Annotated in this window: 24 protein-coding genes; 15 read left to right on the top strand and 9 right to left on the bottom strand. The window is 62.7% G+C overall.

Annotated features, from left to right (window positions below):
- Positions 1-67: 67 nt before the first annotated feature.
- From UB48_RS18455 to dksA, 5 genes are all read right to left on the bottom strand, one after another.
- Positions 68-1,504, bottom strand: a complete 1,437-nt coding sequence (locus tag UB48_RS18455) for a sigma-54 dependent transcriptional regulator (RefSeq protein WP_045199702.1) — start codon at positions 1,502-1,504, stop codon at positions 68-70.
- 22 nt (positions 1,505-1,526) lie between these two features.
- A complete protein-coding gene (locus tag UB48_RS18450; protein ID WP_176794212.1) occupies positions 1,527-4,481 on the bottom strand; it encodes a sensor histidine kinase in 2,955 nt (984 codons plus the stop codon).
- Positions 4,465-4,641, bottom strand: coding sequence for a hypothetical protein (locus UB48_RS27750; protein ID WP_003250005.1), 177 nt, complete (start codon positions 4,639-4,641; stop codon positions 4,465-4,467). The genes UB48_RS18450 and UB48_RS27750 overlap by 17 nt, the downstream gene beginning before the upstream one ends.
- 137 nt (positions 4,642-4,778) lie before the next feature.
- The gene (gluQRS, locus tag UB48_RS18440; protein ID WP_045199699.1) at positions 4,779-5,666 is read right to left on the bottom strand and encodes a tRNA glutamyl-Q(34) synthetase GluQRS; all 888 of its coding nucleotides are present in this window, start codon (positions 5,664-5,666) and stop codon (positions 4,779-4,781) included.
- Between the two features lie 61 nt (positions 5,667-5,727).
- Complete coding sequence (gene dksA, locus UB48_RS18435; protein ID WP_045199697.1) at positions 5,728-6,171, bottom strand: RNA polymerase-binding protein DksA; 444 nt, start codon at positions 6,169-6,171, stop codon at positions 5,728-5,730.
- Positions 6,172-6,416: 245 nt separating this feature from the next.
- Between dksA and UB48_RS18430 the strand changes: the two genes are divergently transcribed.
- Together UB48_RS18430 and sfsA are read left to right on the top strand one after the other, a co-directional pair.
- Positions 6,417-7,589, top strand: coding sequence for a pyridoxal phosphate-dependent aminotransferase (locus UB48_RS18430; RefSeq protein ID WP_045199695.1), 1,173 nt, complete (start codon positions 6,417-6,419; stop codon positions 7,587-7,589).
- Positions 7,589-8,302, top strand: a complete 714-nt coding sequence (gene sfsA, locus UB48_RS18425) for a DNA/RNA nuclease SfsA (RefSeq protein WP_045199693.1) — start codon at positions 7,589-7,591, stop codon at positions 8,300-8,302. The genes UB48_RS18430 and sfsA overlap by 1 nt, the downstream gene beginning before the upstream one ends.
- On the opposite strand, the gene UB48_RS18420 is transcribed toward sfsA, so the two are convergent.
- Complete coding sequence (locus tag UB48_RS18420; protein WP_045199691.1) at positions 8,292-8,609, bottom strand: Rieske 2Fe-2S domain-containing protein; 318 nt, start codon at positions 8,607-8,609, stop codon at positions 8,292-8,294. The genes sfsA and UB48_RS18420 overlap by 11 nt on opposite strands.
- Before the next feature lie 153 nt (positions 8,610-8,762).
- On the opposite strand from UB48_RS18420, the gene UB48_RS18415 reads away from it, so the two are divergent.
- The 4 genes from UB48_RS18415 to UB48_RS18400 are packed head-to-tail and all read left to right on the top strand — an operon-like array spanning position 8,763 to position 12,338.
- The gene (locus tag UB48_RS18415; protein ID WP_045199689.1) at positions 8,763-9,629 is read left to right on the top strand and encodes a hemin ABC transporter substrate-binding protein; all 867 of its coding nucleotides are present in this window, start codon (positions 8,763-8,765) and stop codon (positions 9,627-9,629) included.
- Between the two features lie 50 nt (positions 9,630-9,679).
- Positions 9,680-10,663, top strand: coding sequence for an iron ABC transporter permease (locus UB48_RS18410; RefSeq protein ID WP_176794317.1), 984 nt, complete (start codon positions 9,680-9,682; stop codon positions 10,661-10,663).
- On the top strand, positions 10,663-11,430 hold the full coding sequence (locus tag UB48_RS18405) for a heme ABC transporter ATP-binding protein (RefSeq protein ID WP_045199685.1): 768 nt from the start codon (positions 10,663-10,665) through the stop codon (positions 11,428-11,430). Before UB48_RS18410 ends, UB48_RS18405 begins: the two co-directional genes overlap by 1 nt.
- A gap of 11 nt (positions 11,431-11,441) precedes the next feature.
- Positions 11,442-12,338, top strand: coding sequence for a ChaN family lipoprotein (locus UB48_RS18400; protein WP_045199683.1), 897 nt, complete (start codon positions 11,442-11,444; stop codon positions 12,336-12,338).
- A gap of 169 nt (positions 12,339-12,507) precedes the next feature.
- On the opposite strand, the gene UB48_RS18395 is transcribed toward UB48_RS18400, so the two are convergent.
- The 3 genes from UB48_RS18395 to UB48_RS18385 all read right to left on the bottom strand — a co-directional run bounded on the left by UB48_RS18395 (position 12,508) and on the right by UB48_RS18385 (position 14,970).
- Complete coding sequence (locus tag UB48_RS18395; RefSeq protein WP_045199681.1) at positions 12,508-12,792, bottom strand: TfoX/Sxy family protein; 285 nt, start codon at positions 12,790-12,792, stop codon at positions 12,508-12,510.
- Between the two features lie 166 nt (positions 12,793-12,958).
- Positions 12,959-13,303 carry a pentapeptide repeat-containing protein gene (locus UB48_RS18390; protein WP_045199678.1) on the bottom strand — a complete coding sequence of 115 codons (345 nt, stop codon included), beginning with the start codon at positions 13,301-13,303 and terminating at the stop codon, positions 12,959-12,961.
- Between the two features lie 104 nt (positions 13,304-13,407).
- Positions 13,408-14,970, bottom strand: coding sequence for a bifunctional aminoglycoside phosphotransferase/ATP-binding protein (locus tag UB48_RS18385; RefSeq protein WP_045199676.1), 1,563 nt, complete (start codon positions 14,968-14,970; stop codon positions 13,408-13,410).
- A gap of 115 nt (positions 14,971-15,085) precedes the next feature.
- On the opposite strand from UB48_RS18385, the gene mrcB reads away from it, so the two are divergent.
- The 9 genes from mrcB (at position 15,086) to msrQ (ending at position 24,931) form a co-directional block, all read left to right on the top strand.
- The gene (gene mrcB, locus UB48_RS18380) at positions 15,086-17,407 is read left to right on the top strand and encodes a penicillin-binding protein 1B (protein ID WP_045199674.1); all 2,322 of its coding nucleotides are present in this window, start codon (positions 15,086-15,088) and stop codon (positions 17,405-17,407) included.
- A 24-nt stretch (positions 17,408-17,431) separates the two neighbouring features.
- Positions 17,432-18,193 (top strand): lipoprotein, encoded by a 762-nt coding sequence (locus UB48_RS18375; RefSeq protein WP_045199672.1) that lies wholly within the window; start codon positions 17,432-17,434, stop codon positions 18,191-18,193.
- The gene (locus tag UB48_RS18370; RefSeq protein WP_045199670.1) at positions 18,193-18,522 is read left to right on the top strand and encodes a YqcC family protein; all 330 of its coding nucleotides are present in this window, start codon (positions 18,193-18,195) and stop codon (positions 18,520-18,522) included. The genes UB48_RS18375 and UB48_RS18370 overlap by 1 nt, the downstream gene beginning before the upstream one ends.
- A gap of 422 nt (positions 18,523-18,944) precedes the next feature.
- The gene (locus UB48_RS18365) at positions 18,945-20,669 is read left to right on the top strand and encodes an acetolactate synthase 3 large subunit (RefSeq protein WP_045200042.1); all 1,725 of its coding nucleotides are present in this window, start codon (positions 18,945-18,947) and stop codon (positions 20,667-20,669) included.
- Positions 20,670-20,671: 2 nt separating this feature from the next.
- Positions 20,672-21,163 carry an acetolactate synthase small subunit gene (ilvN, locus tag UB48_RS18360; protein ID WP_010223016.1) on the top strand — a complete coding sequence of 164 codons (492 nt, stop codon included), beginning with the start codon at positions 20,672-20,674 and terminating at the stop codon, positions 21,161-21,163.
- A 50-nt stretch (positions 21,164-21,213) separates the two neighbouring features.
- Positions 21,214-22,230, top strand: coding sequence for a ketol-acid reductoisomerase (gene ilvC, locus UB48_RS18355; protein ID WP_045199667.1), 1,017 nt, complete (start codon positions 21,214-21,216; stop codon positions 22,228-22,230).
- Between the two features lie 146 nt (positions 22,231-22,376).
- Complete coding sequence (gene pssA / locus UB48_RS18350) at positions 22,377-23,234, top strand: CDP-diacylglycerol--serine O-phosphatidyltransferase (protein ID WP_010223018.1); 858 nt, start codon at positions 22,377-22,379, stop codon at positions 23,232-23,234.
- A 63-nt stretch (positions 23,235-23,297) separates the two neighbouring features.
- Positions 23,298-24,311, top strand: a complete 1,014-nt coding sequence (gene msrP / locus UB48_RS18345; RefSeq protein WP_045199665.1) for a protein-methionine-sulfoxide reductase catalytic subunit MsrP — start codon at positions 23,298-23,300, stop codon at positions 24,309-24,311.
- Positions 24,311-24,931, top strand: a complete 621-nt coding sequence (gene msrQ, locus UB48_RS18340) for a protein-methionine-sulfoxide reductase heme-binding subunit MsrQ (RefSeq protein WP_045199663.1) — start codon at positions 24,311-24,313, stop codon at positions 24,929-24,931. The genes msrP and msrQ overlap by 1 nt, the downstream gene beginning before the upstream one ends.
- Positions 24,932-25,124 lie beyond the last annotated feature (193 nt).

Genomic DNA, 25,124 nt, shown 5'->3' with positions numbered 1-25,124 from the left:
TGCGGTAACAGTTTGTCGCAAGGTGACAGTGTTACCGCCGCCCACCGTCGAAAACTGCTGAAACGCCTCAGCCTTCGCTGGTGGCCCCGCTCTTGCGCCGCGGGATACCCAGGCGCTGACGACGTTCCCACAGGCACTTGCGACTGACTCCGAGTTTGCGTGCAAGCTCGGTCTCGGTCATGTGGTCCTGGTGCTCGAGGACGAAATGCTGGAAGTAGTCCTCCAGCGACAGGTCTTCAGTCGGCTCGTGGCTGGTGTTGCTGGCATTGCTGCCGGTACCCGGCAGGCTGGCAAACGGATCGTCGTCTTCCAGATCGCTCAGTTCGATGTCGATGCCCAGCAGGTCGGCGGAAATTTCCGGGCTCTCGCAGAGGATTACCGCACGCTCCACGGCGTTTTCCAGCTCGCGCACGTTACCTGGCCAGGAGTAATGCCGGATCGCCTGCTCGGCGTCGTGGCCAAAGCGCAGGTCGTTACGCCCCACGCGCGCACTCTGGCGAGCGAGGAAGGCATTGGCGATCTCGTTGACGTCGGCGCCCCGCTCGCGCAGGGCGGGCAACTTGAGGGCGATGACGTGCAGGCGGTAGTAAAGGTCTTCGCGGAACTGGCCGACCTTGGCCAGGTTCTTAAGGTCGCGGTGGGTCGCGGCAATCAGGCGCACATCGACCTTTTGCGATTGCACCGAGCCGACCCGGCGAATCTCGCCTTCCTGCAGCACGCGCAACAGGCGGGCCTGGGCTTCGAGCGGTAGTTCGCCGATTTCGTCGAGGAACAGCGTACCGCCATCGGCGGCTTCGACCAGGCCGGCACGACCGGCGCTGGCACCGGTAAAGGCGCCTTTCTCGTGGCCGAACAGTTCCGATTCGATCAGGGTCTCGGGAATCGCCGCGCAGTTCACCGAGATCATCGGCGCCTTGGCGCGCCGCGAGAGGTTGTGCAGGGCGCGGGCCACCAGCTCTTTACCGGTACCCGACTCGCCCTGGATCAATACATTGGAATCGGTTGGCGCAACCTTGCGGATCTTGCCGTACAGGTCCTGCATCGGCGGGCAGGAACCGATGATGCCGATCTCGCCGTTGGCTGCAGTGCTGGCCGCCTTGTCGCCGGGCACCGCCTTGCCGTTGCCGCGCTCGGCCGGGGCGGCCGGCGCGTTCTGCCGGTCACGCAGGATGCGCGCCACGGCCTGGAGCATTTCGTCGTGATCGAACGGCTTGGCGATGTAGTCCACCGCGCCCATTTTCATCGAGTCGACGGCAGAGCGCAGGCTGGCGTAGCTGGTCATGATCAGCACCGGCGTGCCCTGGCCGAGCTTGATCAGTTCGGTGCCCGGTGCGCCGGGCAGGCGCAGGTCGCTGACAATCAGGTCGAAGGTCGCAATGCTGAAGCGTTCCTGGGCTTCCTGCACCGAGCCGGCCTCGCTGACCTGGTACTGGTTGCGCTCGAGCAATCGGCGCAACGCCGAGCGGATGATGGTTTCGTCTTCGACGATCAGAATATGCGGCATTGATTCAATTCTCTCGACGGTCTCAGTTCACAGCGGACGTCGCTACGACATGGCGCGGCAGGGTCACTCGGATCCGGGTGCCGCGTTGGCTCTGGCTATCGGCCGGGCTGTCGATGGTGATTTGTCCATAATGCTCTTCCACGATGGAATAGACCAGAGCAAGCCCCAGTCCGGTGCCTTCGCCCGGGTCCTTGGTGGTGAAGAAGGGTTCGAACAGACGATCCATGATGTTTTTCGGGATGCCGCTGCCTTCGTCCTCGACGATCAGGTCGACGGTATGCTCGCTGGCTTCGCTCTTGACCCGCACGGCACTGCCGGGCGGGGAGGCGTCGCGGGCGTTGGACAGCAGGTTGATCAGCACCTGGGCCAGGCGTTGCGGGTCGCCCTCGACCCAGTGGTCCGGGTCGCACAGGTTGAAGAACTGTACTTCGAAATTGCGCCGGTTCAAGGCCAGCAGACCGATGGCGTCCTGGGCCACTTCGGCCAGGCACACCGGCTCGTCGCTGTGTTGGTGGCTGCCGGCATGGGCAAAGCTCATCAGCGACTGGACGATGCGCGAGATGCGTTTGGTCTGCTCCAGGATCTGGCTGCTCAGCTCGGTGATCTCGCCGTCCTCTTCGCGCTCTTCGCGCAGGTTCTGCGCAAGGCAGGCGATACCGGTGACCGGGTTGCCGATCTCGTGGGCCACCCCGGCAGCCAGGCGGCCGATGCTGGCCAGGCGCTCGGAGTGCACCAGCTTGTCTTCCAGGGCCTGGGTCTCGGTGAGGTCTTCAACCAGCAGCACCAGGCCGCTGTTACCCGGTGCCAGTGGCTCGTCGATCGCCGCCTTGTGCAGGTTCAGCCAGCGGGTCTGGCCATCGAGGCCCAGGCGTTGTTTGTGCAGGTGTTCATCCGGCACGTTGATGAAGCCCAAAAGCAGGCCGCGCCAGGGGTCGGCAATGGTGGTCAGGCGCGAGCCGACCACGCGCTTGGCGGGGATGCCGGTGAGCTCTTCCATGGCCTTGTTCCACATCAGGATCTCCTGGTCCTTGGCCAGCGAGCAGACGCCCATCGGCAGTTCCTGCAGGGTCTGGCGGTGGTAACGGCGCAGGGCATCGAGCTCGGCGGCAAGGCCGGTCAGGCGCGAGTGGTAGTCTTCCAGGCGGCTTTCGATGAAGTGGATGTCTTCGGTCACGTAGTTTTCGTTACCGGACTTGTAGGGCAGGAAGGTCTCGACCATGTCCTGGGCCACACTCGGGCCCATCAGCCCCGACAGGTTGGCCTCGATGCGGTCGCGCAGGCGGCGCAGGGCATACGGGCGGCGCTCGTCGAACGGCAGGTAGAGGTCGCGCAGGGCTTGTTCCACTTCCTTCTGCGCAGCCTTGGCACCCAGCGGCTTGGCCAGTTGCGTGGCGAATTCCTGCGGCGAGGCGGCGTGCAGCTCACGGCGCTGCGGGCGGCGCACGTTATCCACCGCGCAGGCCTCGGCGGCGCTGACTTCTTCACTGCTGGCATTGGTGAACAGCGAGATCAGGGTAAACAGCAGCACGTTGGCGGCCAGCGAGGCGATCGCAGCCATGTGCCAACTGGTGTCGTCGAGCACATAGATCATGTTCAGCAGCGGGATGTAGAAGCCTTGCAGGTTGCCCACCAGCGGCAACAGCATGGTCACCATCCACACCAGGATCCCCGCCAGCAGGCCGGCAATGAAGCCGCGGCGGTTGGCGGTCGGCCAGTACAGCACCGAGAGCACGCCCGGCAGGAACTGCAAGGTGGCGACGAAGGCGACGATGCCGAGGTTGGCCAGGTCCTGCTGGCTGCCCAGGGTCAGGTAGAAGCCGAAACCGGCGGCGATGATGGCGACGATCAGCGCCCGCCGGGTCCATTTCAGCCAGCGGTAGATGTTGCCCTCGGCCGGTGGCTGGTACAGCGGCAGCACCAGGTGGTTGAGGGCCATGCCCGAAAGCGCCAGGGTGGTGACGATGATCAGCCCGCTGGAGGCCGAGAGCCCACCGATATAGGCCAATAGCGCCAGTGCCTGGTTGTTGGCGGCGATGCCCAGGCCCAGGGTGAAGTATTCCGGGCTGGTGCTGGCGCCCATTTTCAGGCCGGCCCAGAGAATCAATGGCACCGCCAGGCTCATCAGCAGCAGGAACAGCGGCAGGCCCCAACTGGCGCTGACCAGCGAGCGCGGGTTGAGGTTTTCGGTAAAGGCCATGTGGTACATGTGCGGCATGACGATGGCCGAGGCGAAGAACACCAGCAGCAGCGTGCGCCATGGGCCTTCCTGCAACGGGGTGTGCAGGGCGGCGAGGGCGGTCTGGTTCTGCAGCAGCCAGACTTCCAGCTCATGCGGGCCGCCAAACACGCCGTACAGCGCATACAGGCCAATGCCGCCGAGGGCCAACAGCTTGATCACCGATTCGAAGGCGATGGCGAACACCAGGCCCTCGTGTTTCTCCCGGGTAGCGATGTGCCGCGAACCGAAGAAAATGGTGAACAGGGTGATCAATGCGCAAAAGGCAAAGGCGACCCGCGCCTTGACCGGTTCGCCGGTCAGAATGCTGATCGAGTCGGCCACCGCCTGGATCTGCAGGGCCAGCAGCGGCAGCACGCCGATCAACATGAAGATGGTGGTCAGCGCACCGGCCCAGGTACTGCGAAAGCGGAAGGCGATCAGGTCGGCCAGCGACGACAATTGGTAAGTACGGGTGATCTTCAGGATCGGGTACAACAGCACCGGTGCCAGCAGAAAGGCCCCGGACACCCCCAGGTAACAGGCGAGAAAACCATAGCCGTACTGGTAGGCCAGGCCCACCGAGCCATAAAAGGCCCAGGCACTGGCATAGACGCCCAGCGACAGGGTGTAGGTCAGCGGGTGGCGGATGATCGAGCGCGGGATCATCCCGCGTTCGCTGACCCAGGCCACGCCGAACAGCACCAGCAGGTAGGCGGCGCTGATCAGGATCATCTGGGTCAGGCTAAAGCTCATCGGCATCACGTTGGCTCTGCAGGATAAAGGTCACGACGATGAGGATCAGCCAGAGCAGGTAAGGGCGATACCAGGCTCCGGTTGGCTCGATCCACCAGTCCATGATGGCCGGGGAGAACAGGTAGATCCCCACGACCAGAAGCAGGACCAAACGATAGATATACATGCTGGCCTCAAAGGTTAGGGCGCTGCGGCTTGGACTTATTATTGGCGCAAATGGCTGCGGCGATGGTAACGGGCTTGTGGGTTTTTGCCAAAGAATTGAATTTACTGGGCTTTCTGTGTGAGCCGGGCCCACAAGGATCAGTGCAGATCGGCCTCGGGCACGCTCAGGCGCCGGGGCAGGGCGTCGGGGTTCCAGTGCAATGCGGCATGCGCCAGCACTTCGCCCGGGGTACCGTACTCCATGCCTGCTTCGGTCTTTTGCCCCAGTGCGCGCAGGGCGCGCAGCAGCAGGGGCGTGGCCTGGTCGGCGGCCAGCGGCGGCGAGCGGTAGGACTTGCCCAGCTTGTGCCCGTCCGGCTGCACGATCAGCGGCACGTGCAGGTAACGCGGTTGCGACAGCCCCAGCAGTTCCTGCAGGTACAGCTGGCGCGGGGTGTTATCCAGCAGGTCGGCGCCGCGGACGATATCGGTCACCCCCTGCCAGGCATCATCGAGCACCACCGCCAGTTGATAGGCGTACAGGCCATCGCGGCGGCGAATGACAAAGTCACCCACCTCACGGCCCAGGTGCTGTTCGAAACGGCCCTGCACGCGGTCATCGAAATGGTAGGCCAGCTCCGGCACCCGCACGCGGATGGCGGCGCCTTCGCAGGCATGCCCGGCATTGCGGCACAGGCCCGGGTAAACGCCGTTGTAGCCTTCGAGTTGCTTGCGCGAGCAGGTGCAGGCGTAGGCCAGGCCCTGGCGGAACAGGCGCTCGAGCACTTCGGCATAGGCCGCGTGGCGCTGGCTTTGGTAGACCACCTCGCCGTCCCATTCCAGGCCGTAGCTTTCCAGGGTTTGCAGAATGGCGGCCTGGGCGCCGGGAGCTTCGCGGGGCGGGTCGATGTCTTCCATGCGCACCAGCCAGGTGCCGCCGACTGCCCGGGCATCCAGCCACGAGGCCAGGGCCGCGACCAGCGAACCAAAGTGCAGAAATCCACTGGGCGTGGGGGCGAAGCGTCCGATGTAGCGGGAGTCGTTCATGGCGAGCAGGTATGAAAATGAAACGGGGCGCCTGATGCGCCCCGTTCGGATGGGAGAAGGATCAGCCTTTGCCGACCGTTTTTTCTTTCTTCTCCGCGATTTCCTTGCAGTCAAAGCACAGGTCCGCGGTAGGGCGGGCTTCCAGTCGGCGAAGACCGATTTCAACGCCGCAGGCGTCGCACCAGCCGTATTCTTCGTCCTGGATCTTCTGCAGGGTCTTGTCGATTTTCTTGATCAGCTTGCGCTCGCGATCGCGGTTGCGCAGTTCAAGGGCAAATTCTTCTTCCTGGCTGGCGCGGTCGGCGGGGTCCGGGAAATTGGCCGCCTCGTCCTTCATGTGGTCCACAGTCCGGTCCACACTGGTCATCAGCTCCTGCTTCCAGGCACCCAGGAGTTTGACGAAGTGCTTGCGCATGGGATCGCCCATGTACTCTTCACCCTTGGTTACCTGATAGGGCTCGACACCGTACATGGTCTGAGTTTTTTGCTTTTCTAGGGTGGACATGAATAGACCGCCTCTCACTTTTCTAATCCATTGCGCAGGCTGCTCCATCTCCGGCGCCCGCCGGCCCTGCGACTGCGAGCCGCCGAACTTACCAGATCGAATCGGGGTGCGCTACTCCCGGTTGTCAAGGCCAGGGCAACGCTACCTGGCCTTGATGATCTTTGCAGTGGACCGCAGCTTTTGCCACACGTTCGACCCCGCGCGTGGGTAGAATCATTATTCTAGACCCTTTTGAGAGAAGGCTAATGGCCCAGCCCTACAGTGCGCGCAGTCGCGCCATCGAACCTTTCCACGTGATGGCCCTGCTGGCCCGCGCCAACGAGCTGCAAGCGAGCGGCTGCGACGTGATCCACCTGGAAATCGGCGAACCGGATTTCACCACCGCCGCGCCGATCATCGAGGCCGGCCAGGCCGCACTGGCCCAGGGGCATACCCGTTATACCGCTGCCCGCGGGCTGCCGGCGCTGCGCGAAGCGATTGCCGGGTTCTACCAGCAGCGCTACGGGCTGAGCATCGACCCGCAGCGCATCCTCATCACCCCGGGCGGTTCCGGCGCCTTGCTGCTGGCCGCCAGCCTGTTGGTCGACCCGGGCAAGCACTGGCTGCTGGCCGACCCCGGCTACCCGTGCAACCGGCATTTTTTGCGCCTGGTCGAAGGCGCCGCACAACTGGTGCCGGTCGGCCCCGAGGCCAATTACCAACTCACCGCCGACCTGGTCGAGCGCTACTGGGACCAGGACACCGTCGGCGCCCTGGTGGCGTCACCTGCCAACCCCACCGGCACGGTGCTCGATCGCGATGAGCTGGCAAGCCTCTCGGCTGCCACCCGCGCGCGTAACGGCCATTTGGTGGTGGACGAGATCTACCACGGCCTGACCTACGGCATGGATGCACCGAGCGTGCTGGAAGTCGACGACGAAGCCTTCGTCCTGAATAGTTTTTCCAAGTATTTCGGCATGACCGGCTGGCGCCTGGGCTGGCTGGTGGCGCCACCGGCTGCGGTGGCTGACCTCGAAAAGCTGGCGCAGAACCTCTACATCAGTGCCCCGAGCATGGCCCAGCATGCCGCCCTGGCGTGTTTCCAGCCTGGCACCCTGGCGATTCTCGAAGAACGTCGGGCCGAGTTCGCCCGCCGCCGCGATTTCCTCTTGCCGGCCTTGCGTGAGCTGGGCTTCAAGATAGCCGTAGAGCCACAGGGTGCCTTTTATCTGTACGCCGACATCAGCGCCTTTGGCGGCGATGCCTTTGCCTTCTGCCGGCACTTCCTCGAAACCGAGCACGTGGCCTTCACCCCGGGCCTGGACTTCGGTCGCCACCAGGCCGGGCACCATGTGCGCTTTGCCTACACCCAGAGCTTGCCGCGCCTGCAGGAGGCGGTCGAGCGGATTGCCCGCGGACTACGGAGTTGGCAAGGCTGATGCGCTTTTCTCCACCCCTTGAAACCGCACGTTTGCTGCGCCGCTACAAGCGCTTCCTGGCTGACATCGAGCTGGCCAGCGGCGAGCAAATGACCATCCATTGCCCCAATACCGGCTCGATGTTCAATTGCATGGTCGAGGGCGGCCAGGTCTGGTTCAGCCGCTCCAACGACCCTAAGCGCAAGCTGCCCGGCACCTGGGAAATCAGTGAAACCCCGCAGGGGCGCCTGGCCTGTGTCAACACCGGGCGCGCCAACGCGCTGGTGGAAGAAGCCTTGCGTGCTGGCGTCATCAGCGAACTGGCCGGGTTTACCGGGCTCAAGCGCGAAGTGGCTTACGGCGAGGAGAGCAGCCGGGTGGATTTTCGCCTGGAGTTTGCCGAAGGGCCGGCCTATGTCGAGGTCAAGAGCGTCACCCTGGGCTTTGACGACTCGGCAGTCGCCGCCTTCCCTGACGCCGTCACCCAGCGCGGTGCCAAGCACCTGCGCGAGCTGGCGACCCTGGCCCGCCAGGGTGTGCGCGCGGTGCAGCTATATTGTGTGAACCTCAGCGGGGTCGAAGCCGTACGCCCTGCCGACGAGATCGACAGCGCCTATGCCGATGCCCTGCGCGCAGCGGTGGCCGATGGCGTCGAAGTGCTTGCCTACGGCACGCGGATCGATGGCGAACAGGTTTATATCGATCGGCCTTTGCCGGTGTTGCTCAGTCGATAAGCCAGATGCCCTGGCTGTCTTCGCGACAGTTCAGGGCCGTCAGTTGCTCGCCCTCGCAAGGGCCGGCCACGCATTCGCCGGACTCGATCAGAAACAGCGCGCCGTGGCGCCCGCAGGCAATCAGGCTGGCGCTGCTGTCGAGAAAGGCGTCAGGTTCCCAGTTCAGGGGGATGCCACGATGAGGGCAGTGATTGCGGTACAGGTAGACTGTGCCCGCACGCCGGACCGCGAAAATCCCCAGGTCATTGACACTGAAGCCTCGGCTCTGGCCTTCGCCCAGGTGCTCGGAATGACAAAGAAAATGCATGGTGAGGGTTACTCGAAGTCACAGTGACGGCTTGACGTGCAAATGCAAATAATTATCAAATTGCCTGCATCAGCCGTATCGGACGCTTTATACCGTGCGTCCCCGGCATTATCCACCCGGATTGCCGCTCCTCCTCATTCAAGGAAGCCTGTTATGCGCCCACGTGCCCGCCTGATCGCCCTGTGTGCCGGTCTTGTGTTCAACACCCTGGCCCAGGCCGACACCTTGCCGCAGCGCTGGGTCAGCGCCGGTGGGGCACTGAGCGAGTGGGTGGCGGCGCTGGGCGGCGAGCAGAAGCTGGTCGGGGTCGATACCACCAGTCAGCATCCGCAATCGCTCAAGGCCTTGCCGAGTATCGGTTATCAGCGCCAGCTGTCCGCCGAAGGGGTGCTGAGCCTGCGTCCGGATGTGCTGGTGGGCACCGAAGAAATGGGCCCGCCGCCGGTGCTCGCGCAAATCCGCGGCGCCGGGGTCAAGGTCGAACTGCTGTCGAGCAAGGCCGACCTGGGTGCGGTGGAAAGCAACCTGCAGCAACTGGGGCGCTTGCTCGGCAATGAGCAACAAGCCCGGCAACTGTTCGCCGACTACCGCCAGCAACTCGATGAGCTGCAGGGCAACATCAAGCAACTGCAAACCACCCAGGCCGCTCCCGGAGTGATTCTGCTGGTCGGTCATGCCGGCTCCAAACCGATGATCGCCGGCAAAGGCACCGCTGGCGACTGGTTGCTCAAACAGGCCGGTGCGCGCAACCTGGCAGATAACGAAGGCTACAAGAACTTCTCTGTCGAGGCCTTGGCAGCCCTTGACCCGGATGTGCTGGTGTTCGCCGACCGCAGCCTCAGCGGTGAGCAGGCCTTGCAGGCGCTGCTCAAGGAAAACCCGGCCCTGAATGCTTCGCGCGCCGCCCGTAACAAACGCCTGATCGAACTGGACCCGACCTTGCTGGTGGGGGGGCTCGGCCCGCGTCTGCCGGTTACCTTGCAGAACCTTTCCCACGCCTTTTACCCGACCGCGCAATGAACCGGCTGGTCAAGCCGCGCACGCTGTTCGTCACCCTGACGCTGCTGTGCCTGTTGGCGATCTGGTTGTCGCTGGCGCTGGGGCCGGTCAGCCTGCCGTTGTTCGATACCCTGCGCGCCGGAGCCCGGTTGATCGGGCTGCCGGTGGCCGGCGACGGGCTGGAGCAGGCCGAGCTGATCCTCGGCCAGATCCGCTTGCCACGGACCCTGCTGGGGTTGGCCGTGGGTGCCGTGCTGGCGCTGTCCGGGGTGGCGATGCAGGGGCTGTTTCGCAACCCGCTGGCCGACCCCGGCCTGGTCGGGGTGTCTGCGGGGGCCGCGCTCGGTGCGGCAGTGGCGATTGTCGGCGGCTCGTGGATGGGCGGTATTCCCGAGGCCTTCGGCCCTTATCTGTTATCGCTGTGTGCATTTCTTGGTGGCCTGGGGGTGACGGCGCTGGTGTATCGCCTGGGCCGGCGCGATGGCCAGACCAACGTGGCGACCATGCTCCTTGCCGGCATCGCCTTGACCGCCCTTGCCGGCGCGGCGGTAGGGCTGTTCACTTACCTGGCCGATGACGCCACCTTGCGCACCCTGACGTTCTGGAACCTGGGCAGCCTCAATGGCGCCAGTTATCAGCGCCTGTGGCCGCTGGTGCTGGTGACCGTGGGGGTCTCGCTGTGGCTGCCACGCCGGGCCCAGGCCTTGAATGCCTTGTTGCTGGGCGAGTCCGAAGCCCGTCACCTGGGCATCGAGGTCGAGAAGCTCAAGCGCGAACTGGTGTTCTGCACGGCGCTGGGGGTGGGCGCGGCCGTGGCGGCGGCGGGGCTGATCGGCTTTATCGGCCTGGTGGTGCCGCACCTGGTGCGTTTGCTGGCCGGGCCGGACCACCGCGTATTGCTGCCGGCATCTTTGTTGGCCGGTGCCTCGCTGTTGCTGTTCGCCGACCTGATCGCCCGCTTGGCGCTGGCACCTGCGGAACTGCCGATCGGTATCGTTACCGCGTTCATCGGTGCGCCGTTCTTCCTCTATCTGCTGTTGCGGGGGCGTGCCTGATGCTGTGTGTCGAAAACCTGTCGCTGCGCCGTGGCGAAAACCAGGTCCTCAGCGATATCAGCCTGGCCCTGCAGCCCGGCCAGGTACTGGGCGTGCTGGGCCCCAACGGTGCCGGTAAAAGCAGCCTGCTCGGGGTGATGTGCGGTGAGTTGAATCCCAGCCACGGACGGGTGAGCCTGGATGACCGCGGGCTGTGCGACTGGCCCGGGCAGCAGCGGGCCCAGCGCCTGGCGGTGCTGCCGCAGGTGTCCAGTCTGGGCTTTGCCTTCAAGGTCGAAGAAGTGGTCGGCATGGGTCGCTTGCCGCATAAAACCGGTCTTGAGCGCGACCAGCAGATCATCGACGCGGCCCTACAGGCGGCCGATGCCGGCCACCTGCTCGGGCGCAGCTATCTGGCGCTCTCTGGTGGCGAGCGTCAGCGCGTGCACCTGGCGCGGGTACTGGCGCAGCTGTGGCCAGGCGAAGACGGGCGCATCCTGCTGCTCGACGAGCCGACCTCGATGCTCGACCCGCTGCACCAGCACACCACCTTGCAAGCGGTGCGCGAATTCGCCGATCGCGGCGCCGCGGTGATGGTCATCCTTCATGACCTGAACCTGGCGGCACGCTACTGTGATCGTATCCTCTTGCTCGAACAGGGTCGCAGCCATGCCCTGGATACCCCGCAGCAGGTATTGCGCCCCGATTCGCTCAAGGCGGTGTTCGGCATCGATGTGCTGGTCCAGCCTCACCCCGAGCGGGGGCACCCGCTGATCATCGCCCGTTAGGAGTACCGCCCATGCGTTGTCCCCGCTTGCCCGCATTGTTGCTGTTGCTGGTCTGGGGGCTCGCCGGCTGCCAGTCCCGAGCCGAAGTACCGCCATTGCCCGCCTGGCAAAGCCCCGAAGGCCGCGAGCATGCCGAGCTTGGGCAGATTCGTGAGCTGAGCAGCGGGCGCCTGTTGACGCCCGCGCAACTGCTGGAGCGGCTGGCGCAGGCGCCGCGGCTGCTGGTAGGCGAGAAACACGACAACCCCGACCACCATGCCCTGCAGTTGTGGCTGCTGCGCGCCCTGCAGAGGCAACGGCCGCAGGGCAGCCTGCTGCTGGAGATGCTCCAGCCGGTGCAGCAAGCCAAGGTCGATGCGCTGAAGCAGCAGGCCTTGCCGGCCGATCTGCCGCTGGCGCTTGGCTGGCAGCAAGGCTGGGATTGGGCCCTGTACGGACCGATCGTCCGCGAGGCCCTGGGCCAGCCTTACCCGTTGCTGGCCGCCAACCTCGACACCGAGGAGGTGCGCAGCCTCTATCGCCAGCCGCCACCCTTGAAAGGTGAGCGCTCGACCGCCGCCAAGGTCCGGGCCGTGCTGCTGGAGCAAGTCCGGGAGTCCCATTGCGGCCTGCTGCCCGAAAGCCAGTTGCCGGCGATGCTGGCGGTTCAGCAACAGCGCGACCGGCGTATGGCCGAGCGCCTGCTGGCCGCGCCACAGCCAGCGTTGCTGTTAGCCGGTGGCTATCACGTGCGCAAGGACATCGGCGTGCCCTTGCATTTGGCCGACCTGGGCGCCGAAGCCGGCACGCAGGTGTTGATGCTCGCCGAAGTGGGGCAGGGGGTTGATGCGCAGATGGCTGATTATGTCTGGTACACCCCGGCCTTGCCGGAGCAGGACTACTGCGCGCAGATGCGTAAGGGCGAGTAAAAAGCCCAGGCAAAAAAAGACCCGGCAAAGTGCCGGGTCAATAACCGTGATTAGCCTGATGAGGAGATAATCTGAGAGTCCGAACCAGGGGCTTTCAGGTTACCCAACCAGTCTCGCGACCAGTTGTGATAATCATAACGATTCTCATTTCGTAGTCAAGCGTCGTGATTCAAAATTCCCGATTATTTTTCTGTACGGCAATTTTGCCGTCGAGTTGCTGGTTCAGGGCTTCCTTGCGTTCAGCCGGAATATCGTTCCAGTGCACATCAAGCAAGGCGCCTTCAATCGCGTACAGCAGCACCTTCGAGGCCCGGAAACCCCGGGTACGGACTGCCTTGTAGGCGTTGACCGCACCCAGCCGGCGTAGATCCGAAGCACTGTGGATGCCGACCGCATGCAGCCACTGCGCAGAAGTCTTGCCAAGGTTTTTCAGATGCTGGAGTTCATCGTTCATCAAGCCTCCTTGCGACGGCTGAACGGGTCTTGATTTAGTAATCGCGGCAGGTCAATGAGCAGTGTAGCGGCACTTGGGAAATACGCGGCGTTTTGCCATCCATGTGCCGACGGGTAGCCGAAAGCCCCCGCCAGGCCACGGCCGGCGGGGGTTTCGAAGGTTGCTGTCAGCGTGTGCGGTAGCGCAGGCGGGTGCCGAAGTTGACCGACATGAGAATCTCGTCGGCGCTCAGTTCGCTGGGAAAGTAGGTGCCGGAAATCTGTGCATGGGCCAGGCTTGCGCCTTCCAGGCCGTTGTGACGCAGGTCCAGGCCGCGCAGGTCGGAGGCGCGAAAGTAAGCATCGGTGAAGTCGATGCCGGTGGTGTCCAGCTCGCGCAGGTCGAGCCCGCGAAAATCGCCGCCACGAAAGTCGACGGTGCCATCCTTGGGTTTCTCGCGATTGAAACTGGCGATCTGTTCGTCATGCACCAGCGCATACAGCGCGCTGTCCAGTTGCCGTGGCTGATTCATGAGGCGCCTCCTTGTTTGCACTTGTGGTGACACTATAGTGCCATCATCAAGGAGGCGCGCGGAATCAGGCGTGAACTGTCGACTGCTTCACGTCCTGGGTGGTATCAGAGCCCGGGCAGGCGCTGGCGGATCTGCTTGACCAACAGGTCGAGGCTGCCACTTTCGTTGGTTTCCACGCGCTTGCTTTGCAACAGCTCTTCGGCGCTGAGCGGATCACGGCTGGCCTGTTGCGCCTTGACCACGTCCAGGGTGGCATCCGACGGATCGTTCTGATCGGCCTGACGCTGGGCCAGCCAGCTAGCGATCACCGCATCCGGGGCGTTGCAGTCGAGGATCAGGAACGGCACGCCGGTTTCGCTGGCAACGCCGGCGGCGGCCTGGCGCTGCTCGTGCTTGAGGTAGGTGGCGTCGATAACTACCGGGAAGCCAGCACGCAGGATGGTTTCGGCCAGCTGGTGCAGACGCTGGTAGGTGGCCTGGCTGGCGTCTTCGCTATAGATGCCGGCTTGCAACTGACCGGCATTGGCGCTGGCTTGCTCACCGAACATGCGCTTGCGCTCGACGTCCGAACGCAGGCGAATGGCGCCCAGGGCGTCGACCAGGCGCATGGCCACGTGGCTCTTGCCGACTGCAGACACACCATGGGTGATGGCCAAAAAGCGCGAAGGGATGGCGCTGTAGCTTTCCGCCAGGTTGGCATAGTTGCGGTAGGTGCGCAGGGTAGTGGCGCGCTGCACCGCATCGGCGTTGGCCGGCATGCTGAACAGGGCGACCTTGGCCCGCACCAGGGCGCGGTAGGCCTTGTAGAAGTTAAGCAGTTCCAGGCCGGCATAGTCACCGGTCAGTTCCAGGTACTGGCTGACGAAGCGGCGCGACAGCGATTTCAGCCCGCGGTCTTCGAGGTCCATGGCCAGGAACGCGGCATCGGCGTAGACGTCGGTCAGGCGGAACGGCTCGTTGAATTCAATGCAGTCGAAAATCACCACCTTGCCATCGATCAGGGTGGCGTTGCCCAGATGGATGTCACCGTGGCATTCGCGAATGAAACCTTCGGCCTTGCGCTGCTCGAGCAGGCCATGCAGGCGCTTGAAGCTGTCCTGGGCCCAGGCTTGCAGGGCATCGAGCTGCTGCAGGTCGGCCTTGTCGGAAAGGAACGGGCGAATCTGCTCGAAGTTCTGCTCGACCGGGGCCATGACGCTGTCCGGCGTGCCCAGCGGATGCTCGACGGCAACTTTTGGCGCGGCCAGGTGGAAGCGGGCGATCTGCTCGGCCATCTGGTCGATGTGCGCGGCGGTCAGTTCGCTGTTGGCCTGCAGGGTGCTGAGCATCTGGCTCTGGGGGAACTGGCGCATTTTCAGCGCGTATTCGATCGGCTCGCCTTCGCCGCCCAGTTGGGGCGCTTCGGCGCTGCCGGTGATCGGCAGTACTTCCAGGTACAGGTCGTCGGTCAGGCGCTGGTTCAGGCGCAGCTCTTCGGCGCAGAAGTGGGCACGCTGGGACAGCTCGGTAAAATCGAGGAAACCGAAGTTCATCGGCTTCTTGATCTTGTAGGCATAGTCACCGGTGAGCAGCACCCAGGAGATATGCGTCTCGATGACCTGAAATGCCTTCACCGGGTGAGGGAACAGGGCGGGATTCTGCAGGGCTGTGATCAAGGCTTGGCTCACGGGCGATCCTTCTGGGTCGGAGATTCGAATCGGCCATTATGGCCGCAAGCGGGGCTGGTGCAAACCGCCGGAGGGCGCCTGTCGATGATTGATAAAGTGCGTATAATCCGCCGCCATGACTCGATCCCGATCCCCCCGTACCGCTAAAAAACGCCCGTCTGGCCGCTCGCGTGCCTGGCTGGGCTGGGCCTTGAAGCTCAGCCTGGTCGGCCTTGTGCTGGTGGCGGGCTATGCCATTTACCTCGATGCTGTGGTCCAGGAGAAATTCTCCGGCAAGCGCTGGACCATCCCGGCCAAGGTGTATGCCCGGCCGCTGGAGCTGTTCGTCGGCCAGAAGCTGAGCAAGGCCGACTTCCTCATCGAACTCGATGCTCTCGGCTATCGCCGCGAAAGCGTCGCCAATGGCCCGGGTGCGGCGGCAGTCAACGGCAATACCGTCGATCTCAATACCCGTGGCTTCCAGTTCTATGAAGGCATGGAAAGCGCACAAGCGGTGCGCGTGCGCTTCTCTGGCGACTATGTTGCCGGGCTCAGTGGCGCCAACGGCTCGAAACTCGACGTGGTGCGCCTTGAGCCGCTGCTGATCGGCGGCCTGTACCCGAAAAACCTCGAAGACCGCATCCTGATCAAGATCGACCAGGTGCCGCCGTACCTGCTGGAAACCCTGGTGGCCGTGGAAGATCGCGACTTCTATCACCACTTCGGCGTGTCGCCCAAGTCGATTGCCCGGGCAGTGTGGGTCAACACCTCGTCCGGCGCCATGCGCCAGGGCGGCAGTACCCTGACCCAGCAGTTGGTGAAGAACTTCTACCTGACCAACGAACGCAGCCTCAGCCGCAAGCTCAATGAAGCGATGATGGCCCTGCTGCTTGAGCTGCATTACGACAAGCGCGAAATCCTCGAGGCCTACCTCAACGAAGTGTTCGTCGGCCAGGACGGCCAGCGTGCGGTGCACGGCTTCGGCCTGGCCAGCCAGTTCTTCTTCAGCCAGCCGCTGTCGGAGCTCAAGCTGCACCAGATCGCCTTGCTGGTCGGCATGGTCAAGGGCCCTTCCTATTACAACCCGCGGCGCTACCCGGAGCGGGCGACGGTGCGGCGTAACCTGGTGCTCGACCTGCTGGCCGAACAGGGCGTGGCCACCCCGGAAGCGGTGGACGCAGCGAAGAAAATGCCACTGGGCGTGACCAAGCGCGGCAGCCTGGCCGACAGCTCCTACCCGGGCTTCCTCGACCTGGTCAAACGCCAGCTGCGCCAGGACTATCGTGACGAAGACTTGACCGAAGAAGGCCTGCGCATCTTCACCAGCTTCGATCCGATCCTGCAGATGAAATCCGAAGCGGCCATGGCTGAGACCTTCAAGCGTCTGGCCGGGCGCAAGGGCGCCGATGAAGTCGAAGCGGCGATGGTTGTAACCAACCCGGAGACCGGCGAAGTCCAGGCCCTGATCGGTAGCCGCCAGGCAGGTTTTGCCGGCTTCAACCGCGCGATCGACGCGGTACGGCCGATCGGCTCGCTGGTCAAGCCGGCGGTGTACCTGACCGCCCTGGAAAAACCGAGCAAATACACCCTGACCACGTGGGTGCAGGACGAGCCGTTCTCGGTCAAAGGCGCCGATGGCCAGGTGTGGAAGCCGCAGAACTACGACCGTCGTTCCCACGGCACCATTTATCTGTATCAGGGCCTGGCCAACTCCTACAACCTGTCGACCGCCAAGCTCGGCCTGGAACTGGGCGTGCCGAACGTACTGAAAACCATCGGCCGGCTGGGCGTCAACGTCGACTGGCCGGCGTTCCCGTCGATGATGCTCGGCGCCGGCGGCATGTCGCCGATGCAAGTCGCAACCATGTACCAGACCCTGGCCAATGGCGGCTTCAACACGCCGATGCGCGGTATTCGCAGCGTGCTGACTGCCGAAGGCGAGCCGCTCAAGCGCTATCCGTTCCAGATCCAGCAAACCTTCGATCCGGGCGCCATTTATCTGGTGCAGAACGCCATGCAGCGGGTCATGCGCGAAGGTACCGGGCGTTCGGTCTACAGTGTGCTGCCAAGCTCGTTGAACCTGGCGGGCAAGACCGGTACCAGTAACGATTCCCGTGACAGCTGGTTCGCAGGCTTCAGCCAGGATTTGCTGGCAGTGGTGTGGCTGGGGCGTGACGACAACGGTAAAACGCCATTTACCGGAGCCACCGGTGCGCTGCAGGTCTGGACCAGTTTCATGCGCAAGGCCGACCCGCTGCCACTGGACATGCCGCTGCCCGACAACGTGGTGCAGGCCTGGATCGATCCGCATAGCGGCCAGGGCTCGGACGCCAGTTGCCCGGGCGCCGTGCAGATGCCGTATATTCGCGGAAGTGAACCGCCGGCCGGAGCCGCCTGTGGTGGTGAGCCGGATCCTGCCGAGTCCGTCATGGACTGGGTCAAGGGTTGGATGAATTAAGCATTAGCCTAGAGAGGGTGTGCAGTGAACAAGTGGTGGTTTCCAGCCTTGACGGCGCTGGCTTTGCTCAATGGCTGCGCCAGCAATCCGCGCGGCTCCATTCCCGTGGTCGACTCCAGTACCCGGGTCTCCAACAGCGAGCGGGTTACGGCCAACCGTGGCGCGCCGGCGCAGGTCAATAACGGTACGCGCCAGGCGCAAGCCGTGCCGCAGGACTCCGGGGTGATGGTCATGGTCCCGCAGGGTTCCGGCGCCGCACCGATCCAGACCTTCCCGGCGTCCACCGGCGCCGCGCCGATCAGCACCGGTCCCATTACACCGGGCCCGAGCAGTACGACGCCGTTCGACAGCAGCGCGACCAACGCCGGCAGCTACACCATGCCGAGCACCAGCGCGCCGAGTGCACCGAGCGGCATTCCGCGCTCCAGCGCTGCCAGCGGTGGCCTGTCGGCTGACGAACAGCTCGACGGCCCGGTGCTGGCGCTGCTGACCACCGCCCAGCAACAGCAGAGCGGCGGCGACTACAACGGCGCTTCGTCGAGCCTGGAGCGTGCCCAGCGCATTGCCCCGCGCGAGCCGCAGGTGCTTTACCGTCTGGCCCAGGTACGCCTGGCCCAGGGCGATGCTGCGCAGTCCGAGCAACTGGCGCGCCGCGCCCTGACCTACGCCAACGGTCGCCCCGACCTGCAGGCCGGGCTGTGGAACATCATTGCCCAGTCGCGCGAAAAGCAGGGTGACTCGGCCGGTGCAGCGCTGGCCCGGCAGAAAGCCCAGGTCAACCTGTAATGGATCAACGCATCCTCGATATCGCCGATCACCTGCTGTTGATCGAGCGCGAGCTGCACGTCCAGGGCTGGTGGAGCGAGCAGCCGCCAAGCCCCGAGGCGCTGGCAAGCACAGTGCCCTTTGCGGTCGACAGCATGAACTTCGATCAGTGGCTGCAGTGGATTTTCCTGCCAAGAATGAAAGTGATTCTCGAGAACGGACTGGCGCTGCCAAATGCCTCCGGGATCCTGGTCATGGCTGAAACGGTATACGTCGACCGCCCGGAGCAAAGCCGCGAGCTACGCAGGCTGCTAGCAGAGTTTGACCAATTGATCAGTCCTTCTGCCTGAATTTCCCTCTTTTCACCCTTGGAGCCACAGATTGTGGCTCTTTTTGTTTGTATTGTTAGTATTTCTGCTGCTGTCACTGGTATTAGTGGTGGCTGTAGATAGTCCTTGGGCGAAATTGGCAATAATTTTTCTTGACTTGCGCGCGCCGAAAAAGAAGAATCCAGATTCCGCTGTAGAGGGACTGCCAGAAGCAGACCCGCTAAGCAGATCATGAGGCGCACACCCGCGCCGACCTGTTACACCCCGCAACGCGTTACCTCGCGCTGGGTGGGAAAACCCCGCAACACTTTGGGGCGCTCCCAATACTTGCTCAGTCAGTGCTGACGTAGTCGGCGATTTCGTCGCTCATGCTCTGCTTGGCAGTAAACCTATTAAGACCCGTCCACCGTGGACGGTATTCTGGCGTTTTAGAGGTGAACAACGTGGAGCTTTTATCTGGCGCTGAGATGGTCGTCCGCTTTTTGCGTGACGAAGGCGTTAAGCACATCTACGGGTACCCTGGTGGTGCTCTCCTTCATGTTTACGATGCCCTGTTCAAAGAACCGGAAGTAAGCCACATCCTGGTTCGTCACGAGCAGGCCGCAACCCATATGGCGGACGGTTACGCCCGTGCCACCGGCAAGGCCGGCGTGGTACTGGTGACCTCGGGCCCTGGCGCGACCAATGCCATCACCGGTATTGCCACCGCGTACATGGACTCCATTCCGATGGTCATCCTCTCCGGTCAGGTGCCAAGCACCATGGTCGGTACCGATGCCTTCCAGGAAACCGACATGATCGGTATTTCCCGGCCGATCGTGAAGCACAGCTTCATGATCAAACACGCCTCGGAAATCCCTGAAGTCCTGAAAAAAGCTTTCTATCTGGCGCAATCCGGTCGCCCGGGCCCGGTCGTGGTCGATATCCCCAAAGACATGACCAACCCTGCGGAAAAGTTCGAATACGTCTACCCCAAAAAGGTCAAGATGCGTTCCTACAGCCCGGCTGTGCGTGGCCACTCGGGGCAGATCCGCAAGGCTGCCGAGATGTTGCTGGCTGCCAAGCGTCCAGTGGTCTATGCCGGTGGCGGCGTGATCCTCGGCGGCGGCTCTGCAGCCCTGACCGAAGTTGCGCAGATGCTCAACCTGCCGGTCACCAATACCTTGATGGGCCTGGGCGGCTATCCGGGTACCGATCGCCAGTTCCTCGGCATGCTCGGCATGCACGGCAGCTACACCGCCAACCTGGCCATGCACCACGCTGACGTGATTTTCGCCGTCGGTGCGCGCTTTGACGACCGCGTGGTCAACGGCCCGGCCAAGTTCTGCCCGAACGCCAAGGTTATCCACATCGACATCGACCCGGCGTCGATCTCCAAGACCATCAAGGCCGACGTGCCGATTGTTGGCCCGGTCGAGAGCGTGCTGAGCGAAATGGTCGCGACCTTGCGCGAAATCGGCGAGCAGCCAGACAAAGCCGCCATGGACGCCTGGTGGAAGCAGATCGAAGAATGGCGTGGCGATCGCGACATGTTCCCTTACGACAAGGGCGACGGCAGCGTAATCAAGCCGCAGACCGTGATCGAGACCCTCTGCGAAGTGACCAAGGGCGATGCCTTCGTTACCTCCGACGTTGGTCAGCACCAGATGTTCGCGGCGCAGTACTACCGCTTCAACAAACCCAACCGCTGGATCAACTCCGGTGGCCTGGGCACCATGGGCTTCGGTTTCCCGGCGGCCATGGGCGTCAAGCTGAACTTCCCGGACCAGGACGTTGCCTGCGTTACCGGCGAGGGCAGCATCCAGATGAACATCCAGGAGCTGTCGACCTGCCTGCAGTACGACCTGCCGGTGAAGATCGTCAACCTGAACAACGGCGTCTTGGGCATGGTCCGCCAATGGCAGGACATGGCCTACAACAGCCGTCACTCGCACTCCTACATGGAATCGCTGCCTGACTTCGTCAAGCTGGCCGAGGCCTATGGTCACGTGGGTATCCGCATCACCAGCCTGAAAGACCTCAAGCCCAAGCTCGAGGAAGCGTTCGCCATGAAAGACCGCCTGGTGTTCATCGATATCCAGGTCGACAACAGCGAGCACGTCTACCCGATGCAGATCAAAGACGGCTCCATGCGCGACATGTGGCTGAGCAAGACGGAGCGTACCTAATCATGCGGCACATTATTTCCCTGCTGTTGGAAAACGAACCCGGTGCCTTGTCTCGCGTGGTCGGTCTGTTCTCGCAGCGCAACTACAACATCGAAAGCCTGACGGTGGCGCCAACCGAAGACCCGACCCTGTCGCGTCTGACGTTGACCACGGTCGGTCACGATGAGGTGATCGAGCAGATCACCAAAAACCTGAACAAGCTGGTTGAAGTCGTCAAGCTGGTCGACCTCTCGGAAAGCGCGCACATCGAACGTGAACTGATGCTGGTCAAGATCAAGGCCACGGGCGCCCAGCGCGCGGAGATCAAACGCACCACCGATATCTATCGTGGGCAGATCGTCGACGTCAGCAGCAGCGTCTATACCGTTCAGCTGACTGGCGCCAGCGACAAGCTTGACAGCTTCATTCAGGCCATCGGTACCGCGTCCATTCTCGAAACAGTGCGCAGCGGCGTTACCGGCATTGCCCGTGGCGACAAAGTGCTCAGCATCTAACTCAAAAAATTAGCGATGGCCCTATGGGCCGAGATAACAGGGGTATTTTCATGAAAGTTTATTACGACAAAGACTGTGACCTTTCCATCATCCAGGGCAAGAAAGTTGCCATCATCGGTTACGGCTCCCAGGGCCACGCTCAGGCGTGCAACCTGAAGGACTCCGGTGTGGACGTCACTGTCGGTCTGCGTAAAGGTTCGAACACCGTTGCCAAAGCCGAAGCTCACGGCCTGAAAGTTGCCGATGTAGCGACCGCTGTTGCCGGTGCCGACCTGGTCATGATCCTGACCCCGGACGAGTTCCAGTCCCAGCTGTACAAGAACGAAGTCGAGCCGAACATCAAGAAAGGCGCCACCCTGGCCTTCTCCCACGGTTTCGCCATCCACTACAACCAGGTCGTTCCACGCGCCGACCTGGACGTGATCATGATCGCGCCAAAAGCGCCAGGTCACACCGTACGTTCCGAGTTCGTCAAAGGCGGCGGCATCCCTGACCTGATCGCGATCTACCAGGACGCTTCCGGCAATGCCAAAAACGTTGCCCTGTCGTACGCCGCAGGCGTCGGTGGCGGCCGTACCGGCATCATCGAAACCACCTTCAAGGACGAGACTGAAACCGACCTGTTCGGTGAACAAGCCGTTCTCTGCGGCGGTACCGTCGAGCTGGTCAAAGCCGGTTTCGAAACCCTGGTTGAAGCGGGCTACGCGCCAGAAATGGCCTATTTCGAGTGCCTGCACGAACTGAAGCTGATCGTTGACCTCATGTACGAAGGCGGTATCGCCAACATGAACTACTCGATCTCCAACAACGCCGAGTATGGCGAGTACGTGACCGGCCCAGAAGTCATCAACGCCGAATCCCGCCAGGCCATGCGCAACGCTCTGAAGCGCATCCAGGACGGCGAATACGCCAAGATGTTCATCAGCGAAGGCGCCACCGGCTACCCTTCGATGACCGCCAAGCGCCGCAACAACGCTGCCCACGGCATCGAAGTCATCGGCGAGCAACTGCGCTCGATGATGCCTTGGATCGCAGCGAACAAAATCGTCGACAAGGCCAAGAACTGATCTTGTCCTGATGCGATGAAAACGCGGCTTCGGCCGCGTTTTTTCGTTTAGGCGGTCAGCTTCTGGTATAAAGCTTCATCGTTTGTCGGCGAACCCTCGTCGCAGACGTCTGTCGAAACTTTCCACACCGTTGCAAGGTAATGTCCATGAGCGAACGTCCCGAAGAGCCGAACAAGGCCTCTGACGCCGAAAGCCTGCTACCGATCGATGAGCATGTTGAAGAAGGGCATGACGCCGAAGGACGCAAGGTTCGGCATCGCGGCATCTATCTGCTGCCCAACCTGTTCACCACTGCGAACCTGTTCGCCGGTTTCTATTCGATCATCAACTCTATGAGTGCCCAGGCGGCCCTCAGTGCGGGTGATCCACGCGAGGCGAGCAAGTATTTCGCCTTCGCCGCCATCGCCATTTTTGTCGCCATGGTCCTTGATGGCCTGGACGGCCGCGTGGCACGCATGACCAACACCCAGAGCGCCTTTGGTGCCGAGTACGACTCGCTGTCGGACATGGTTGCCTTCGGTGTCGCCCCGGCATTGCTGGCCTTCGGCTGGGCCTTGGGTGACATGGGCAAGGTCGGCTGGATGGTCGCTTTCATCTATGTCGCTGGCGCCGCGCTGCGTCTGGCGCGCTTCAACACCCAGGTCGGCAAGGCCGACAAGCGCTACTTCATCGGCCTGGCCAGCCCGGCGGCAGCCGGCGTGGTGGCCGGTACCGTCTGGGCTTTCAGCGACTATGGCATCCAGGGCTCGAAGCTGTCGTTCCTGGTGGCGCTGCTGGTGGCGGCGGCCGGTATGCTGATGGTCAGCAACATCAAGTACAACAGCTTCAAGGAGCTGGACCTCAAGGGGCGCGTGCCGTTCGTAGCGATCCTCGCCGTGGTGCTGGTGTTCGCGGTAGTCTTCAGTGACCCGCCGCGCATCCTGCTGCTGGTGTTCCTCGGCTATGCGGCCTCCGGTCCTGTGCAATACCTGTTGCGCATGCGTCGGCGGAAAAACATCGAGTGATGTAATTTCGCTAGGGCTCCGTAGTCTACTGGTGCATCAGTCCTCCAGTTCTACGGAGCCATCATGCTCATCAAGCTGCCCAAAGCCTCCGATTGCAAAGAATCGGACGTCACCCCCGAATCTCTCTATGTCTCTCGCCGCGCCATGCTTGGTGGGTCGCTGGCTGCCCTGGCGGCAACCGCGCTGCCACGCTGGGCCAGTGCTGCCGATCCATCGCGCTATGCCGATGTCGAGGCGGGCAGGGCGCCAGGCTGGTTCAACGACAAGCTCGCCGCTACCCAGTGGCAAGCCGTAACCGCGCCGGGGGAGGCGACCACGCCTTTCAAGGACGCCACCCACTACAACAATTTCTATGAGTTCGGTACCGACAAGGGTGATCCGGCGGCCAATGCCGGCAGCCTGAAAACCGAACCCTGGACCGTGGTGGTGGATGGCGAGGTCGGCAAGCCCGGGCGTTATGCCCTCGAAGACTTCATGAAGCCCTACCAGCTGGAGGAGCGCATCTATCGTCTGCGCTGCGTGGAGGCCTGGTCGATGGTCATCCCCTGGTTGGGCTTTCCGATTTCGGCACTGCTCAAGCAGGTCGAGCCAACCTCCAAGGCCCGCTACATTCGCTTCGAAACGTTGCAGGACCCGAAGACCATGCCTGGTCAGCGCTCAAGCTTTGCCCTGATCGACTGGCCTTATATAGAAGGCGTGCGCCTGGATGAGGCGATGAACCCGCTGGCCATTCTCGCCGTCGGCATGTACGGGCGCGAACTGCCCAACCAGAACGGCGCGCCGTTGCGTTTGGTGGTGCCATGGAAGTATGGGTTCAAGAGCATCAAGTCGATCGTGCGCATCAGCCTGGTCGAAGAACAGCCACGTACCACCTGGCAGGCGATTGCCCCGGATGAATATGGCTTCTATGCCAACGTCAACCCCGAGGTCGATCACCCGCGCTGGACCCAGGCTCGTGAGCGGCGCCTGCCCAGCGGCCTGTTCAGCCCCAATGTGCGGCCCACGCAGATGTTCAATGGCTATGCCGAAGAAGTGGCAGGGCTTTACAGCGGCCTCGACCTGCGGAAGAACTACTGATGCGCTATCCACTGTTCAGGCTTGGCATCTTTATCCTGGCCAGTATCTGGCCGCTGTGGTGGTTATATGAAGCGGCCATGGAGGCCCTTGGGCCGGACCCGGGCAAGATCCTCGTTGATCGCCTGGGGCTAGGGGCTTTGATCTTCCTGTTGATAACCCTGAGCATGACGCCCTTGCAGCGCCTTACCGGGTGGTCGGGCTGGATCGTCTCGCGGCGCCAGCTGGGGTTGTGGTGCTTTGCTTATATAGTGCTGCACCTGAGTGCCTACATGTTCTTCGTGCTTGGCCTGGACTGGGGGCAGTTGGGCGTAGAGCTGAGCAAGCGTCCCTACATTATTGTCGGCATGCTGGGATTTGTCGGTTTGCTGATATTGGCGGTGACATCCAACCGCTACAGCCAGCGTCGCCTGGGTGCTCGCTGGAAGAAGTTGCACAAGCTGGTGTATGTCATCCTCGGGTTGGGCTTGCTGCACTTTCTCTGGGTGGTGCGGGCTGATCTTAAAGAGTGGTCCATATACGCCGTTATTGGTTTGTTCCTGCTGGCCCTGCGCATTCCCGCGCTTGAGCGGCGAATTCCGCGGTTGGTAACGCGTAAAACACCGCCTTTGAAACAAAGTTGAAATAAGTCCTTGACGCCCCTGCAGATCTCTCTATAATTCGCCCCACTTCCGGCGCAGTCGGAACTGAAAACTCCTTGATTTTCAAAGAGTTAGCGGTCCCAGGGTCATCCGGAGGTGCTTCGATCGAAAGATCGGCAGCGGTGAAAAAGGCAGTTGACAGCGGTTTGAAACGCTGTAGAATTCGCCTCCCGCT

The sequence above is a fragment of the Pseudomonas sp. 2(2015) genome (assembly GCF_000955865.1).
GTDB lineage: Bacteria > Pseudomonadota > Gammaproteobacteria > Pseudomonadales > Pseudomonadaceae > Aquipseudomonas.
The sequence above is the reverse complement of the archived record's forward strand: the minus strand, read 5'-3'. Positions and strand labels throughout refer to the sequence as shown.

Bases quoted from the DNA above. Each gene is read 5' to 3' on its own strand.
- UB48_RS18455 (WP_045199702.1), bottom strand. From the start codon at position 1,504: ATGCCGCATATTCTGATCGTCGAAGACGAAACCATCATCCGCTCGGCG.
- UB48_RS18450 (WP_176794212.1), bottom strand. From the start codon at position 4,481: ATGCCGATGAGCTTTAGCCTGACCCAGATGATCCTGATCAGCGCCGCC.
- UB48_RS27750 (WP_003250005.1), bottom strand. From the start codon at position 4,641: ATGTATATCTATCGTTTGGTCCTGCTTCTGGTCGTGGGGATCTACCTG.
- gluQRS (WP_045199699.1), bottom strand. From the start codon at position 5,666: ATGAACGACTCCCGCTACATCGGACGCTTCGCCCCCACGCCCAGTGGA.
- dksA (WP_045199697.1), bottom strand. From the start codon at position 6,171: ATGTCCACCCTAGAAAAGCAAAAAACTCAGACCATGTACGGTGTCGAG.
- UB48_RS18430 (WP_045199695.1), top strand. From the start codon at position 6,417: ATGGCCCAGCCCTACAGTGCGCGCAGTCGCGCCATCGAACCTTTCCAC.
- sfsA (WP_045199693.1), top strand. From the start codon at position 7,589: ATGCGCTTTTCTCCACCCCTTGAAACCGCACGTTTGCTGCGCCGCTAC.
- UB48_RS18420 (WP_045199691.1), bottom strand. From the start codon at position 8,609: ATGCATTTTCTTTGTCATTCCGAGCACCTGGGCGAAGGCCAGAGCCGA.
- UB48_RS18415 (WP_045199689.1), top strand. From the start codon at position 8,763: ATGCGCCCACGTGCCCGCCTGATCGCCCTGTGTGCCGGTCTTGTGTTC.
- UB48_RS18405 (WP_045199685.1), top strand. From the start codon at position 10,663: ATGCTGTGTGTCGAAAACCTGTCGCTGCGCCGTGGCGAAAACCAGGTC.
- UB48_RS18400 (WP_045199683.1), top strand. From the start codon at position 11,442: ATGCGTTGTCCCCGCTTGCCCGCATTGTTGCTGTTGCTGGTCTGGGGG.
- UB48_RS18395 (WP_045199681.1), bottom strand. From the start codon at position 12,792: ATGAACGATGAACTCCAGCATCTGAAAAACCTTGGCAAGACTTCTGCG.
- UB48_RS18390 (WP_045199678.1), bottom strand. From the start codon at position 13,303: ATGAATCAGCCACGGCAACTGGACAGCGCGCTGTATGCGCTGGTGCAT.
- mrcB (WP_045199674.1), top strand. From the start codon at position 15,086: ATGACTCGATCCCGATCCCCCCGTACCGCTAAAAAACGCCCGTCTGGC.
- UB48_RS18370 (WP_045199670.1), top strand. From the start codon at position 18,193: ATGGATCAACGCATCCTCGATATCGCCGATCACCTGCTGTTGATCGAG.
- ilvN (WP_010223016.1), top strand. From the start codon at position 20,672: ATGCGGCACATTATTTCCCTGCTGTTGGAAAACGAACCCGGTGCCTTG.
- ilvC (WP_045199667.1), top strand. From the start codon at position 21,214: ATGAAAGTTTATTACGACAAAGACTGTGACCTTTCCATCATCCAGGGC.
- pssA (WP_010223018.1), top strand. From the start codon at position 22,377: ATGAGCGAACGTCCCGAAGAGCCGAACAAGGCCTCTGACGCCGAAAGC.
- msrP (WP_045199665.1), top strand. From the start codon at position 23,298: ATGCTCATCAAGCTGCCCAAAGCCTCCGATTGCAAAGAATCGGACGTC.
- msrQ (WP_045199663.1), top strand. From the start codon at position 24,311: ATGCGCTATCCACTGTTCAGGCTTGGCATCTTTATCCTGGCCAGTATC.